This is a genomic window from Desulfobotulus pelophilus (assembly GCF_026155325.1).
GTDB lineage: Bacteria > Desulfobacterota > Desulfobacteria > Desulfobacterales > ASO4-4 > Desulfobotulus > Desulfobotulus pelophilus.
Map to the genome: position 1 here is coordinate 165,449 of NZ_JAPFPW010000003.1, position 14,044 is coordinate 179,492.

Sequence of the window (14,044 nt, forward strand, 5' to 3'; positions counted from 1 at the left end):
ATCATTATAATGGAAGCATATACCAGTAGTGTTCGTATTTGTCATCAGCTTCCTGAGGCTATTGTGGAAAGGTGAAGGATGAAAAAGAAACTGGCGGTAGCTATCCTGCTGTCCGGCGGGGGCAGCAATGCTCAGGCCATCATGGATGCCTGTAAAGAGGGTTGGTTGCAGGCGGAGATTTGTGTTGTCGGGTCCGACCGCATGGAGGCCGGGGGCCTGGAGCGTGCTGCATCCATGGGCGTGGATCATTTTGTTGTGGATTACAAAGGGATACTGGAACATCCGGACGCGGCTTCCCTGTTTCCTGTTCCCCGTGATTTTGATGTGGAGGCTGTGTTGAAGAAGCAGAGTCTTTTTCCAAAGGGCCATGATATGGAAAAAGTCCGGACTTTTTTTACCCGAAGGGCCGCGGCCGAGCGTCTGCTGCTGGATGCACTTCTGCCCTATGATATCGATCTGCTGGTGCTGGCAGGATTCATGCGCACCCTTTCACCCTATTTTATTGATGGCATACAGAGGGAAGAACAGTTTCCCCGTATCATGAATATTCATCCGGCTCTCCTGCCGTCCTTTCCCGGACCGGATGGATACGGTGATACCTGGCGGCATGGTTGCAGGATAGGTGGATGCACCGTTCATTTTGTGGATTACGGGGAAGACTCCGGCCCCATTGTGGGGCAGGCGGCTTTTTCCATCTTTCCTGAAGACAGCCTGGAAGAGGTGAGGCGGAAAGGATTGGAGCAGGAGTGGTCACTTTATCCTGCCTGTATCCAGCTGTATGCGGAAGGGCGGCTTGTCCTTGAAGGCCGCCCTGGCCGGGATGGAAAAATACGCAGGGTTGTTGTCTGCTCTTAACCCAGAACCCGGAGCATGAGGGGAAGGGCGACAAAGGTTCCCACGGCACTGCCCAGGTTGGTAAAAACAACCACAAGAAGAATTCTTGTGGCTTTGTTTTTCCAGAAGCCTTTCATGCTGGTGATGTCACGGCTTAGGGACTGCATGTCTCCCACTCTGGGTTTCCGCAGGAAAACTTCCGTAAGTCCGGCGACCCACCCTGCCGCTACCATGGGATTGAGGGATGTGAGGGGCGCTGCGGCAATGGCTGTCAGGATGGTAAGGGGGTGAGCGAGGGATGCGGCCGCTCCGATCCCGGCAAAGACACCGTTGGCAATGAACCAGAATGTGATCATGTCCATACCCGTATCTTTGCCACCCAAAAAGAAGCCCGCTGCAAAGAGAAGCAGGATAAGGGCAGGGAGAAGCCATTTCAGAATTTTTCCGGTTTTTGCCGGAGGTGGTGTAGTTTCCAGAGAAGCCAGATTCACAGGCGTTTCCCAGTACCGGATGATACCCGGAACATGACCGGCTCCCACAATGGCCACAATAGTATTTCCGGGAGCGGTGCGTATTTTTTCGGCAAGATACCGGTCTCTCTCATCTATCAGAACATCCTGAAGAACGGGATGGGTGCCGGCCAGCTCTTTCATGAGGGAGGCCATGGCATCCTGATTCTTCAGTCTTTCAATCTCTTCTTCCTGAATGGAATCGGCTTCCAGCCCTGATATGAGTAATTGATAAAGAAGCTTGGCTTTAGCCATAAAGCCCATTTTACCCCAGATCCGGGCGAGGGTGATGCGGACTTCTCTGTCCGCCAGATGGAGGGCCGCTCCGGTTTCTGCGGCGGTTTCCATGGCCCGCTGCATCTCTTCACCCGGTCGGATTTCCATGCGGTCGGCTATGCGTTTCTGAAATGCGGCCAGCATGAGGTTGGAAAGCAGAAGAAAGGCTTTTTTTTCACGGATAACCTGCAGAATATCCATGTTTTCCCAGCGGTCACGGGAGGTGAGGGATTCGTGACGTGAAGCGCACAGCTCAATGGAAACGGTATCCGGCCTGCAGCTCCGGATGAGGTTTTCCGTTTCTTCTGCACTGTTTCGGGAAACATGGGCTGTTCCCAAAAGATAGATGGTTTTATCCTGATGTCTGAGAATGGTGAGATGGTCACTTTCCGGCAGTTTGCAAGCGGGTTCCTGAACATTCATGAAGGTAGTTTTCCGGTCGTTCTGGGTTGTGGGTGATATCAGCAGGCAGGGGATGCGCATACCAAAAGCAATGGTGATGCAGGTAGAAAGCCCTGAAAAGTCATGTGCCTCTTGTTGGAGGCATATGTCCAGCTTCAGTCACAGGGACCTGCAACGGCCCTTCCCCGTATCCATGTGTCGATAAAATAAAGGGGGACCCGGGTATCGGCACCACTTTTTTCGGCAAGTTCCATGAAAAAGGGTTTCTGGTTGTTGATCTCATGGTCCGCACCGATCAGGGCCCATATTTCCATGGCCCGCCTGGCAAAATCATAGGCTGTCTCATGATTACCAAGAAGGTTGTCGCAGTGGGCCAGTGCCATAAGATCGGAAGCCGTGGCACTGAAACGCCCTGCACTTTTATCGAGTTTCAGGGCCTGTGTAAAAGCTTTTTGTGCTTTTTCCGTCTTTTCATGATGCATCAGGATATTGCCAAGGGTAAAATAAAGACCTGCCCTTTCCTCATCTTCTGTTTGGGAAATTGTGTTTTCAAGAAAGGATATGGCCTCAAAGGTTTTTCCTTCAAGATCCAGCAGCCGCGCTTCCGATCGGCTGATACCGGGAATGTCGGCTCTGTTGTCAAGGCGGTTCAGGGCACTGCGTGCTTCCGTACCCCGGTTTTCGTCGAGGAGCAGAGAGATGAGGTTGGCCGAAGTCAGCTGCGTAAGGTCAGGGTGGTTGATCCGTTGGGCACGGTAAAGGGCTTCTTCGTAGCAGGCAAAGGCATCTTCACGGTTCTGAAGCATGCGGTAGGTATTCCCAATATTATTAAGGGCAAGGATGGTTCCTTCTGCATTATCAGCGGTTGCATAGCCTTCAAGGGCGGCCTGATAATGGTTTTGTGCCCGGATGTAGCAGCCTTTATGATAGGCTTCATTCCCCAGGCGGGCGGCCCTGTGTGCGGGTGCATCCCAGAGGGGATCCGGCGGCACCTGTCTGCCGCCACAGGCGTTGAGGTTGAGAAGGAAACCACAAATCATGAAAAATAATAAAACGGGTTTCATGACATTTCTCCTGAATTGATCTGGGTGACAGAACATGCAGAAAAAGGGTGTCTGCAGGTGACATAAAGTGAATTCTACCGTAAATATTTGCTATTTTGTATCAAAAGGATGTCTTTGGCAAAAGAAGTTTTCATGATGGCAGTAAGAGAATTGTTCGATGAGGAGGAAAAGACATGGGAGAACTGGATTGCCGGGGAAGGGCCTGCCCGCAGCCCGTACTGATGACCCGGAATTTTCTGGCGGAAGAAAATCCGTCAGAAAATTTTTGTGTTCTGGTCGATAATCGGGCTGCGGCGGAAAATGTGAAGCGTTTTCTGGAAAATTCGGGCCGGGCCTGTTTGGTGGAGAGTCGTGGAGGGGGGTTTGCGGTGTGTGCTTCTGGAGGTGAAGGGCCGGAAAAAGAGAAGGGGACAGTCTTGGTCCCGAAAGAAGGAGAGGGGCTTCGAAAAATACTTGTGGTGCTGGCCAATGACCGGATTGGGCGAGGGGATGGGGTGCTGGGCAGAGGTCTGATGACCAATTTTATCCTTACCCTTGATGAAATGGGAGACAGCCTCTGGCGTATTGTCTGTCTCAATGAGGGAGTTCATCTGGCACTGGAGGGGGCTCCTTCTCTGGATCCGCTGCGGCAGCTGGAGAGTCGGGGGGTCGAGATTCTTGTTTGTGGTACCTGTATGGAACATTACGGTGTGACAGACAGAAGGGCCGTTGGCAGCAGCACGAACATGCTGGATATTGTTACGGGGCTTGCCGTTGCCGATACGGTAATCAATCTGTGAAAGAAGGCCCCTGTGTGGTCGGCAGAGGGGCCTTTGCATTTCAGCTAAGACCGAATTCGTCAATAAGCTGGAATAATTTTTCTCTCTGTATGGGTTTAGTGAGGTATCCTTCACATTGGGATCGGAATGCTTTCATGATGTTTTCTTTGTCATTCAAGGCTGTTGTCATAATGATTTTGACCCCTGACAGGCCCAGAATACCATTGCTGTTTTCGATTTTCCGGATTTCTGCAAGAACACTCTGACCATCCAGTTCCGGCATCATGATATCCAGGGTAATGAGATCATAGGGTCGGTTCTGGCAGAGGGCTTCCTCAAAGGCCTCCAGAGCCTGTCTTCCGTTTTCGGCGAAATCGCAGGGGCCGAACCGGCTGAGGTTTTTCTGCATAACCATACGGCTTACGGGATCATCTTCAACAATAAGAATGCGCATGAAAAGCTCCTTTACAGGTTCTTTATGGGCGGAGTGAACAGAAGAACGGCACCCGCTCCCAGAAATCGGCCCCTGAGGGGGGTAACGCTGATGGCGGGTTTTTCCGGTGAAGGGCGGATTACCCGGGGGGCGTTTTCCTGAATGGCAAGGGCAATGGCCTGAATAATTTGGGGTGAAAGGAAGCGTTTTGCCTCTGCGCCGGGTGCAAACTCCGGTTCGTCGGAGAAAAAAGCCATGGCGTTTTCGTTGGCTACGGCAACGACTCCCTCACTGCTGATACCCAGGACAGGAAGAGGGAGGGCTTCCAGAACCGTTCGCGAGAGTTCGAGTGCGTGGTTTTGAAGTTTCAGTTCACGGGTCCGTTCCCTCACAGCCCTTTCCAGATTGGCGTTACTGTTTTTTAAAATTTGATTTTGTTCCAGAATGGTCTGTTGCAATTTGCGGTTGGTCCGAGTCAGAGCGTACTGATCCAGCGCCTGCCGGATTTCCAGACGCAGATTCTGGTCATTCCATGGCTTTAAAATAAATTTGTAGATATGGCCCTTATTGATGGCGTCGCTAATGGTATCCACATCGGCATACCCTGTGAGGATAATACGGATGATGTCCGGCCATTTTTTGAGAATTACGGAAAAAAGCTCCGTCCCTGTCATATCGGGCATCCGTTCATCGCTGATGATCACGTGAACGTGTTCGGATTCAAGAATGGTCAGTGCTTCCTGCCCGCTGGATGCGGTAAGAACCCGGTAGATTTCTTTGCGAAGCAGGCGCTTGAGGGAGTGAAGAATTCCGATTTCATCATCTACGCAAAGGATGCAGGCATCATGGCTCATGATTGTCTCCCAGAAAAAGCTTGCAGGCTTCCATACTCCTCTGATGGATCTCGGGAAACCATTGGTCCGGATCTTTCAGAATATGCCGGAATTTTGTAAGGGCTGCGGGGTGGAGGATGGCATCCGGAAACTCATTGCGCATGCGTTGGCTATGGGTATCCAGAGCATTGGCCGTGTGGACGATGATTGTCATGTCAGAGACTGGTTTTTCCGATGGGAAACGGTGATGATAGAAAATCGCTTCGGCGAGTGCGGGCGGCAGCTGCCATTTTCTGGCCATGGCAGCACCCAGGGAAGCATGGGAAAATCCCGGAATAACAGAAGACTCCATAATGTAAAACGGCTTGTCCAGATTCTTTGCTTCCCTTTCCAGCCGCAGGAAAAGACCGGGCATGCAGCGGGCCAGCACGATGAGACCCATGTCGTGCAGAAGTCCTGCCACAAAGGCATTGTCGCCGTTACAAATTTTTGTTTTGTTTGCAAGGTACTCGGAAAAAACGGCGGTGCGAATAGAGTGCTGCCAGAGCCATTCTCCCTGATTTTTGCGGGAAGGCTTCAGCATGTCAACGATGGAAAGGGCAAGGGTAATGCGGTGCAGGGTATCAAAGCCCAGCAGGGAAACGGCATCGGGGATACTGCCGACTCTGGAGCGGAGTCCGAAGAAGGCGGAATTGACCAGTTTCAGGATACGTGTGACCAGGGCGATATCTTTTGCAATCATACGACTGAGATCCTGGGTATGGGTGTCCGGATCCTGCAGCATGGAATTGACAGTCAGTACCACGCCGGGCAGTGAAGGCAGTTTTTCTGCTGCCTCCATCAGCTCTGTCAGGTAGCTATCGGGAGGGTTCATGGTGCCTCAGCGGTTGAGAATCTGTATGGGTTCCTGTATAGCCTCATTTCTGTGCACCTGTTTGAGGCGTTGAAGAATTTCCGCGCTGATGATGGTGTTATAGGGAAGCAGGAAACGACCGCGAACCGTATGGAGCGGCTTGGCCAGCTGCATGCCCGATTCCAGCTTTTCCAGTGTCAGAAGTTTTTCGCGCCTGGAAGAAATCCCCTGGCCCTTGAGAACGTCCAGAAGGGCTTTCACCACATCGGGATCATATCGGGAAAAGGCACCTTGTTTGACTTTGGCCGCGGCCGCCTGACGCTTGAGGGTTTCCCTGTTCATGTGGTCAAGAGTGGTGTCTTCCTGTCTGGCCAGCTGCCGTATTGCTTCCGCAGACAGCTCGGGAACATGGAGGTGGCGGTCATAGGAGTCTGCCACGGAGAGGATGCGTGCACCTATGGGGATTTCGTGCTCCGCAAGGCCATCGGGGAATCCCTGTCCATCGTATTCTTCATGATGACAGCGAATGAGAAGACCTGCGTGATCCAGCCTGGGAATGAGCTGCAGTAGGCTTTGCCCTTCTTCGGGATGCTTTCTGTAGCGTACAAAATCTTCCCGGGTCATGGCCTGGGTATTGCCTTTGAGTACGGAGGGTGTGGCGCCGATTTTTCCAATGTCGTGCAGAAGCCCTGCCACTTCAATATGAAGAATTTCTTCTGCTTCAAGCTCCATATTGCTTGCGATGGCGGCGGCCATTTCGCTGACCCTGCGGCCATGTCCGGCCAGATCCGGTGCACTCATGTCCACAAGGGAGGCCAGCAGGCGGACCGTGCTGAAAAAACTATCCTCCAGCATCTGGTTGGTGCGGGCAAGGTTCTGGTTCCGGGTTTCCACTTCCTGGGTTCTTTCTTTTATTTTTGCCTCAAGTTCCTGGTTCTGGCGGGAAAGAAGGACCTGAAGGCGCTTGTTTTCCAGAATAAGTTCATATTGCTGCAAGGTCTCCGTGAGGCAGAGAAGCAGTGTTTCGTCTTCCCAGGGTTTGGAGATGAAGCGGTGGATGCCCCCCAGATTAATGGCACGGGTAAGGGCCTCCATGTCGGAATATCCCGTAAGCAGAATGCGGGAGGCGTAGGGAAAAATCTGTCTGCTTTTTTCCAGAAAAGAAGCCCCGTCCATTCCAGGCATACGCTGGTCTGAAACAATGAGGGAAAAGGCATTTTTGCTTGTCCCGAGAACCTTGAGTCCTTCTTCTCCGCCCGTTGCCGTGTGCAGGGTGCAGGGGAGTTTGCGCAGGGTACGGCTCAGTGCCTTGAGAATGGAAGGCTCATCATCTACGAGAAGTATATGATGGGTATACCGTAATTTTTCATCTGAGGTCATGAGGGTTCCTGTGCGGATTGATTCAGGGTTCTGGATGGCCTCTGAATGTTGATCAATGTTCTTTCAGGGGCAGATGAATGGTGAAGGTGCTTCCCTTTCCGGATGCTGTGGCAACGCTGATGTGACCGCCATGGCTCTGCACAAGGGTATGGGCCACATGAAGACCGAGGCCGGTTCCCTGACCAACGGGTTTGGTTGTGAAAAAAGGGTCAAAAATTTTAGGAAGTATTTCCGGATCTATTCCCGTTCCCGTGTCTTGAAAACGGATCAGAATGTGGGAATCACTGGCCTCTGTCTGAATGAAAAGGGATCCCTGATAATCCATGGCCTGCACACCATTGAGCGCAATGTTTAAAAAGGCCTGTTGCAGCTGGTTGGAAAAACCGGAAAAGGGAGGCAGTTCTGCCAGGTTTTTTTCTACGGGAATGGAGGCTCCGGTTTTCTGGGCCAGCATGGACAGGCTGATGGTAATGCACTGATGGATATCCACGGGCTCAGGCTGCATACTGCCGGGATGGGTAAAAATACGCAAGTCTTCGATAATTTGGTGGATACGTTGAATACCTTCCCCGGATTCGGTAATCAAAGGTTCCATATCTTCTAGAATATAAGCGATATCATACTGTTTTTCCAGAGATTTAATTTTGTCTTTAAATTCGTTTTCCGCAGGAAGGGAGGGGGTCAGGCTCCTGTGGGACTGGAAAAAGCCGTAGATTTTCTGGCTGTATTGTTCCAGGGTTGTCAGGTTGCTTGCCAGAAAACTTAAGGGGTTGTTGATTTCGTGGGCCATGCCTGCGGCCAGTTGTCCCAGTGAGGCCATTTTTTCACTGCGCATGAGGCGGCGGAGAGTTTTTTCATGGCGGTCTTCCATGCTCAGGTGGCGGAGTCCAACCCGAATACGGGCCATCAGTTCATCGGGGTTGACCGGTTTGGCAATGTAGTCGTCAGCCCCGGCTTCAAATCCTGAAAGGATATCGGCTGTGCCATCCCTTGCGGTGAGAAGGACAAGGTATACATAGGATGATGATGGGGGGGTTTCCCTGATTCGGCGGCAGAGACTAAGGCCGTCCAGCCGTGGCATCATCCAGTCCGTGAGCATCATGCGGGCCTGATGCTTGCAAAGCATGTCCCATGCTGCCTCACCGTCTTCGGCGAGGTAGACATTGTGACCGGCCCGCAACAGAATTTTTTCAAGCAGCTTGGCGGAAACGGGATGGTCCTCGGCAACAATAATATCCATAGATGGTGTCCTTCCGGTAAAAAAGGGAGGTCATGGCTCGCGCAGGGGGATGTGGACACGGAAGGTGCTGCCTTCACCGGGCGTGGTGTCCACGTCGATATCCCCTCCCAGTTGCTGCATGATGTTGTAGGAGATGTTCAGGCCAAGGCCTGTTCCCTTACCCACAGGTTTGGTTGTGAAGAAAGGGTCAAAGATTTTGGGGAGAATGTGGTCGGGTATGCCGGATCCCGTATCCGTAATTGCCACGATGATGCTGTTTTCGAGAATGCGGGTCTGCAGGTGTATGGTCCCTTGTTTTTCTATGGACTGGGCAGCATTTACCAGAAGATTCATGAAAACCTGGGCCAGTTTCTGGGGTGAGGAAAGAACCCGGGGCAAGGGTTCAAAATCTCTGATGACTTCTGCCTTGTACTTGATTTCATTCCACACAATATGCAACGTGGATTCCAGGCATTCCTGTATGTCCGTAGATTCTGCATCCGGACTTTCCGTCCGGGAGAAATTTTTGAGATCGGCAACAATCCGGGCGACACGCTCCATGCCTTCGAGGGATTCGCTAATGACCGCGCGGTGGTCTTCCCGGATAAAATCGAGATCAATGCGGGTGCGTATACGGGTCAGGGTATCCATGGCCCGTTTTCTGGCGTCTTCGGAGGTGAGATTGTTTTCCAGAATTTCTGCGGCATCAATGACTTCAAAAAGATCTTCAAAATAATCCCGTATGGTGCCAAGGTTGCTTTTGACAAAACCCAGAGGATTATTGATTTCATGGGCAACACCCGCAGCCAGCTGGCCGAGGGAGGCCATTTTTTCTGATTGTATGAGCTGGGACTGGGTTTCCTTCAGGCTTTCCAGGGTGGTGGACAGTTTGCGGGTATGTTGTCTGACCATCCGTTCCAGGTTTTCGCTGTAGCCTTTGAGTTGACGTTCCGTATGCAGTTGTTCGCTGATGTCCCTGATATAGTACAGCAGCGGGGGCGGTGTTTCTATGGGAATGGTACAGGTTACCACATCCACCGGAATGTTTTTTCCGGATGGGGTTCGCAGTATCCTCTGCCCCGTATTATTCTGGCAGAGCAGGTCGTTCATCCTGTGGTTGGCCATCAGGTACTCGCCGCTGCTTTCGCAGAGTTTTTCCATGTGGGAGTTCAGGTATAGGATGCGACCTTTATCGCTGGGATCAGTCTGGGCAAGGAGAATGGCTATCCTGGCCTTGGAGGCCGCTTCCGCAAGGATGCGGGCCGTTCTGGACTGTAAAAAAGGAATGGGAATCATGGCAGCCATGGTCTGAATGGTCCCTGTTCTTTCGTATGGTTTGTGCACTCTGTTAGGATGACGGCCAAGGGTGGATGACGACCACTATCTGTGTAAGAATGTGCCCGAATTCGGTGAAAGCGGCATATTCTTTTTATTTTTTTGCTATGATCAGGGCAGCAGGAGTGAAAAACATTGTTTCTTGTATGATAGCGAAGCAGAAAGGCTTTGTCCATAAGGGTTTTGGGCTGGAACAGGGCTTGCCCCCGTCCTGTCATGAAAATTGTATGGATCAAGGCGAAAGGGAGCAGGCGGCAGAATGCAGGGCCTGAAAGATCTGATGTACAAACTTCAGGTGATTGTTCCGGTCTGGTTCAGTCTGATGAAAAGAAAGAGATCCTGCTTGTATCGGATTGTATGAAAAGGGAGAGATGATGGCAGCTATGGAAGAACAGATTCTGCGTACTACCAAGGAAGTGATGGTGAAGTTTATTGAGGTGGGAAGGGTTTCTCCAGGGAGCTTTGAAGATTTGTTCAAAAATGTATACAGAACCGTATCCGAGGCGGTGCGGGAAAATTCTTTCCCGGAAGCTCCTAAGAAATAAATGATAAGAAGCGATGACGATTCCCGGTGAAAGGGTAAGGTCCGGGATCTTTTCTTTGCGGATGAGTCTTTCCGTGGTGTGATGCTGGTTTGGATACCCGGTGACCTTTCCCTGCATGGGAGAGGACACCGGGTTGGAACAGGCTGGGCGCAAGGGAGCATCAGTGGGCTTCGGACCAGTTATCCCCTGAAGCCAGATTGACGAGAAGGGGCACCCTTAAGGGTACCACCGATTCCATAATTTGGCGGATCAGTGCGGCGGCCTCACTGGCTTCTTCTATCGGAGTCTCAAAAACCAGCTCATCATGCACGGTCAGAAGCATACGGGTGGCCATTTTTTTTCCCCGCAGTGCATGGTCCACCCGGACCATGGCCATTTTGAGAAGATCGGCAGCAGATCCCTGTATGGGGGTATTGACAGCAACCCGTTCGGCCATTTGTCTGAGGTTGTGGTTAGGGCTGCCGATGTCCGGCAGAGGGCGTATGCGGCCGAGCAGGGTGGTGGTGAAGCCCCTTTCCCGTGCCTCTTCCACTGTTTTTTCCATAAACTCCTTCACACCGGCATAGCGGGCAAAATAATGGCTGATATAGGTTTTGGCCATTTTCTGGCTGATACCGAGTTCTCCCGCCAGCCTGTAGGGGCCCATGCCATACATGATGCCGAAATTGATGGTTTTGGCCTGGCGGCGGAGCTCCTCTGTAATGAATGCAGGAAGGACCTGAAAAACTTCTGCAGCGGTTCTTGCGTGAATGTCTTCATTTTTTTCAAAGGATTCCCTAAGAATGGGGTCCTCCGAATAGTGGGCAAGGAGACGGAGTTCGATTTGGGAGTAGTCTGCGGCCATCATCCGCCATCCTTTTTCCGGAATAAAAACCTTACGGATTTCCCGGCCTTCGGCGGTACGGATGGGAATATTCTGCAGGTTGGGGCTGGAGCTGGAGAGTCGTCCTGTGGCTGTGACGCCCTGGTTAAAGCTGGTATGGATGCGGCCTGTAACGGGAGAAACCAGTTGCTGAAGGGCATCGGCATAGGTGTTTTTGAGTTTGGCGAGGCTTCTGTGACGCAGAACCCTGGCAGGCAGGGGGTGCTGGGATGCCAGAGTCTCCAGCACGGATACGTCTGTAGAATATCCTGTTTTCTTTTTGGTTTTTTTCTGTACTGGGAGTTCGAGGACCTCAAAAAGAATCCGTCCCAGCTGTTGGGGTGAATGGATATTGAAGGACTCTCCTGCCAGAGAGTGAATTTCTTCCGTAAGGGTGTGGAGTTCTTTTTCCATGGCTATGGAAAGCTCTTTCAGCCGGTCTGTATCCACACGGATGCCTCTGTTCTCCATGTGCATGAGTACGGGGACAAGGGGCATCTCCAGAGTATCAAAAAGGGAGACCAGACTTTTTCCCATGAGCTCTGGCTCCAGTTTCCGCCAGAGGGCAAGGGTCATATCCGCGTCCTCACAGGCATAGGGAACGGCTTTTTCTGAAGATGCGTGTTCAAATCCCATTCCTTTTGCGGACACGACTTCTCCGTAGGGGGTATTTTTGTGTCCCAGAAGATCCAGAGTCAGCGAGTCAAGGCTGTGGCTGCTCCGTGTGGGGTCCAGAAGGTAGCTGGCCACAAGGGTGTCTTTAAGCGGGCCTTCCAGAGAAAAGCCGTGTTGGGAGAGGATGGTCCAGTCATATTTAAGATTCTGGGCAACTTTGATAATATTCGGATCGGAGAAGAGAGACTGCAGATCTTCCCGTATTTCTTCAAGGGAGAGCTGCTCCGGAAAACTGTCTTTCGCGTGCAGGAGAGGTATATAGGAAGCCCTGTCCTCCTGCCAGCTCAGGGCGATACCCACCATGTGAGCGGAAAGTGCATCCAGGCCTGTGGTTTCCGTATCAAAGGCCATGATTCCTGCGTCTCGGATGGCGGCCACCACCTCTTTCAGCTGGTGCACGGAGACAACGGCCCGGTAGTCTTTTTCTCTGGTTGCCGTCCGTGGTGGCGGCGGGGTCTCTTTGGCAAACTGTTCCTCCAGCTGGCGGAAGTCAAGTTCCCGGAAAAGGGAAGTCAGCTTTGGGGTATCGGCCGGTTTTTTCAGCCATTCTTCCGGCCTGAAGGTCACGGGGGCGTTGCGGTCGATGGCCGCCAGCCTGCGGCTCAGAAAGGCCTTGTCTCTGTTCTGGATGAGATTCTCCACCAGCTTTTTTTTGCCTATCTGTGGCAGGGCTTCATAGACTTTTTCAAGGCTGCCATATTGGGCAATGAGGCTTGTGGCTGTTTTAGGCCCGATACCTGGAACACCGGGGATGTTGTCTGAGCTGTCACCCATGAGGGCCATCATGTCCACAATACCCCGGGCATCAAATCCGAAACGCTCTTTGAGGGTGTTTTCATCGCTCCAGGAGTCCTTCATGGGATCGAAAATCCGGGTGCCTTCGTTCACCAGCTGGAGAAAATCCTTGTCTCCGGTTACAAGCACCACCTGAAAACCGGCCTCACCGGCCTGCAGGGCAAGGGTGCCAGCAAGATCGTCGGCCTCCCAGCCTTCCATGGAAAGAATGGGAAGGCCCAGCGCCTCGCTGACCGCATGGATGCGGGGTATCTGACAGGAGAGATCCTCGGGCATGGGCGGGCGGTTGGCTTTGTAGTCCGGATAAATTGTATGGCGGAAATTGGGACCTCTGGTATCAAAGAGAACGCCTGCATAAACGGGCTGGCAGGTTTCCATGAGTTTGATCAGGGTACGGGTGAAACCGAAAGTGGCATTGGTGGGTTCGCCTTTGCTGCTGGAAAGGTTGCGGATGGCGTGGTAGCTTCGGTAAATGTAGGCGGAACCGTCTATCAGATAAAGGGTGGGTGCAGTCATGGCCCTGTTTCCTTAAAAGAGTTTGGTGCTTGTTCCCTGTGGGGATACCCATGGAGACTGATCTGTACCATGGGGCATTGGAAAGGACAAGAAAGGAGAAAAACCATGCGTAAGGGACGTATTTTGGAACAGGATGCGGATATCCGCAAGGCTCTGCAGGAAACAAAGAGCATAGCCGTACTGGGTATGAGCCCCAGGGCGGAGAGGGATTCCAATAAAGTAGGGCGGTATCTTCTGGATGCGGGGTATGAAGTGATTCCCGTGAACCCGGCCGGGGGTGAAATACTGGGGTTGGCCGTTGAGGAAACAATCGAGGACCTTGTAAAGGGATCGGTGGATATCCTGGACATATTCCGGAAGTCAGAAGATGTGGCAGGGCATGTGGACGCGGCCATTGCCCTGCAGCCCAGAGTAGTCTGGATGCAGCTGGGGGTTGAGAACGGGGAGGCTGCGGCAAGGCTTACCGAGGCCGGTATGGATGTGATTATGGATAAATGTATTAAGGTGGAACATGCCAGACTCTGTAGATGAAAGAAAGCCGGGCCAGGGTACCGGATACCGGGAACGTCGTAAAAAGGCACGCATGGAACCCTGCCACTGGTGTCGTGCAACAGCTCCTTTCGTGTGGCATTGCCGCTGTGGCTTGCGGATCTGCCAGACCTGTATGGACGAGAATTTCTGGGGGCTTTCCTGTAACGGTATCACCTGGGTCTGCCCGGATTGCGGAGATCAGAATGGTTTCGGCAATCAGTAGG

Annotated in this window: 14 protein-coding genes; 5 read left to right on the forward strand and 9 right to left on the reverse strand. The window is 52.2% G+C overall.

Annotated elements, in window-relative coordinates:
- Positions 1–78 precede the first annotated feature (78 nt).
- Complete coding sequence (gene purN / locus OOT00_RS04465) at positions 79–855, forward strand: phosphoribosylglycinamide formyltransferase (RefSeq protein WP_265424094.1); 777 nt, start codon at positions 79–81, stop codon at positions 853–855.
- Here purN and OOT00_RS04470 read toward each other — a convergent pair.
- Together OOT00_RS04470 and OOT00_RS04475 are read right to left on the reverse strand one after the other, a co-directional pair.
- Entirely contained in the window at positions 852–2,042 is a 1,191-nt protein-coding gene (locus tag OOT00_RS04470) for a TraB/GumN family protein (protein WP_265424095.1), read from the reverse strand. The genes purN and OOT00_RS04470 overlap by 4 nt on opposite strands.
- Positions 2,043–2,176: 134 nt before the next feature.
- Positions 2,177–3,085 carry a tetratricopeptide repeat protein gene (locus tag OOT00_RS04475; RefSeq protein ID WP_265424096.1) on the reverse strand — a complete coding sequence of 303 codons (909 nt, stop codon included), beginning with the start codon at positions 3,083–3,085 and terminating at the stop codon, positions 2,177–2,179.
- A 173-nt stretch (positions 3,086–3,258) separates the two neighbouring features.
- Here OOT00_RS04475 and yedF point away from each other — a divergent pair, with 173 nt between their 5' ends.
- Positions 3,259–3,864, forward strand: a complete 606-nt coding sequence (gene yedF, locus OOT00_RS04480) for a sulfurtransferase-like selenium metabolism protein YedF (protein WP_265424097.1) — start codon at positions 3,259–3,261, stop codon at positions 3,862–3,864.
- A gap of 40 nt (positions 3,865–3,904) precedes the next feature.
- Here the strand turns inward: yedF and OOT00_RS04485 are convergent, their stop codons facing one another.
- Genes OOT00_RS04485 through OOT00_RS16175 form a run of 6 tightly spaced genes read right to left on the reverse strand, consistent with a single transcriptional unit; the run spans position 3,905 to position 9,866 of the window.
- Complete coding sequence (locus tag OOT00_RS04485; RefSeq protein WP_265424098.1) at positions 3,905–4,297, reverse strand: response regulator; 393 nt, start codon at positions 4,295–4,297, stop codon at positions 3,905–3,907.
- A gap of 11 nt (positions 4,298–4,308) precedes the next feature.
- Positions 4,309–5,130 carry a response regulator gene (locus OOT00_RS04490; protein ID WP_265424099.1) on the reverse strand — a complete coding sequence of 274 codons (822 nt, stop codon included), beginning with the start codon at positions 5,128–5,130 and terminating at the stop codon, positions 4,309–4,311.
- Positions 5,120–5,983: an HDOD domain-containing protein gene (locus OOT00_RS04495; protein WP_265424100.1), complete on the reverse strand. Its 864-nt coding sequence runs from the start codon at positions 5,981–5,983 to the stop codon at positions 5,120–5,122. The genes OOT00_RS04490 and OOT00_RS04495 overlap by 11 nt, the downstream gene beginning before the upstream one ends.
- Positions 5,984–5,989: 6 nt before the next feature.
- On the reverse strand, positions 5,990–7,342 hold the full coding sequence (nosR, locus tag OOT00_RS04500) for a response regulator c-di-GMP phosphodiesterase, NosR family (RefSeq protein ID WP_265424101.1): 1,353 nt from the start codon (positions 7,340–7,342) through the stop codon (positions 5,990–5,992).
- Positions 7,343–7,394: 52 nt separating this feature from the next.
- Complete coding sequence (locus OOT00_RS04505; protein ID WP_265424102.1) at positions 7,395–8,582, reverse strand: sensor histidine kinase; 1,188 nt, start codon at positions 8,580–8,582, stop codon at positions 7,395–7,397.
- 30 nt (positions 8,583–8,612) lie between these two features.
- Positions 8,613–9,866, reverse strand: coding sequence for an ATP-binding protein (locus OOT00_RS16175; RefSeq protein ID WP_303649847.1), 1,254 nt, complete (start codon positions 9,864–9,866; stop codon positions 8,613–8,615).
- Between the two features lie 404 nt (positions 9,867–10,270).
- On the opposite strand from OOT00_RS16175, the gene OOT00_RS04520 reads away from it, so the two are divergent.
- The gene (locus OOT00_RS04520) at positions 10,271–10,441 is read left to right on the forward strand and encodes a hypothetical protein (protein ID WP_265424103.1); all 171 of its coding nucleotides are present in this window, start codon (positions 10,271–10,273) and stop codon (positions 10,439–10,441) included.
- Between the two features lie 160 nt (positions 10,442–10,601).
- On the opposite strand, the gene polA is transcribed toward OOT00_RS04520, so the two are convergent.
- Positions 10,602–13,289, reverse strand: coding sequence for a DNA polymerase I (polA, locus tag OOT00_RS04525; protein ID WP_265424104.1), 2,688 nt, complete (start codon positions 13,287–13,289; stop codon positions 10,602–10,604).
- A 105-nt stretch (positions 13,290–13,394) separates the two neighbouring features.
- Here polA and OOT00_RS04530 point away from each other — a divergent pair, with 105 nt between their 5' ends.
- Together OOT00_RS04530 and OOT00_RS04535 are read left to right on the forward strand one after the other, a co-directional pair.
- Complete coding sequence (locus OOT00_RS04530) at positions 13,395–13,820, forward strand: CoA-binding protein (RefSeq protein ID WP_265424105.1); 426 nt, start codon at positions 13,395–13,397, stop codon at positions 13,818–13,820.
- Entirely contained in the window at positions 13,801–14,043 is a 243-nt protein-coding gene (locus OOT00_RS04535) for a hypothetical protein (RefSeq protein ID WP_265424106.1), read from the forward strand. The genes OOT00_RS04530 and OOT00_RS04535 overlap by 20 nt, the downstream gene beginning before the upstream one ends.
- The last annotated feature ends 1 nt before the right edge of the window (position 14,044 follow it).

Coding starts and splice junctions, on each gene's coding strand:
- purN (WP_265424094.1), top strand. CDS start 79: ATGAAAAAGAAACTGGCGGTAGCTATCCTGCTGTCCGGCGGGGGCAGC.
- OOT00_RS04470 (WP_265424095.1), bottom strand. CDS start 2,042: ATGAATGTTCAGGAACCCGCTTGCAAACTGCCGGAAAGTGACCATCTC.
- OOT00_RS04475 (WP_265424096.1), bottom strand. CDS start 3,085: ATGAAACCCGTTTTATTATTTTTCATGATTTGTGGTTTCCTTCTCAAC.
- yedF (WP_265424097.1), top strand. CDS start 3,259: ATGGGAGAACTGGATTGCCGGGGAAGGGCCTGCCCGCAGCCCGTACTG.
- OOT00_RS04485 (WP_265424098.1), bottom strand. CDS start 4,297: ATGCGCATTCTTATTGTTGAAGATGATCCCGTAAGCCGTATGGTTATG.
- OOT00_RS04490 (WP_265424099.1), bottom strand. CDS start 5,130: ATGAGCCATGATGCCTGCATCCTTTGCGTAGATGATGAAATCGGAATT.
- OOT00_RS04495 (WP_265424100.1), bottom strand. CDS start 5,983: ATGAACCCTCCCGATAGCTACCTGACAGAGCTGATGGAGGCAGCAGAA.
- nosR (WP_265424101.1), bottom strand. CDS start 7,342: ATGACCTCAGATGAAAAATTACGGTATACCCATCATATACTTCTCGTA.
- OOT00_RS04505 (WP_265424102.1), bottom strand. CDS start 8,582: ATGGATATTATTGTTGCCGAGGACCATCCCGTTTCCGCCAAGCTGCTT.
- OOT00_RS16175 (WP_303649847.1), bottom strand. CDS start 9,866: ATGGCTGCCATGATTCCCATTCCTTTTTTACAGTCCAGAACGGCCCGC.
- OOT00_RS04520 (WP_265424103.1), top strand. CDS start 10,271: ATGGCAGCTATGGAAGAACAGATTCTGCGTACTACCAAGGAAGTGATG.
- polA (WP_265424104.1), bottom strand. CDS start 13,289: ATGACTGCACCCACCCTTTATCTGATAGACGGTTCCGCCTACATTTAC.
- OOT00_RS04530 (WP_265424105.1), top strand. CDS start 13,395: ATGCGTAAGGGACGTATTTTGGAACAGGATGCGGATATCCGCAAGGCT.
- OOT00_RS04535 (WP_265424106.1), top strand. CDS start 13,801: ATGCCAGACTCTGTAGATGAAAGAAAGCCGGGCCAGGGTACCGGATAC.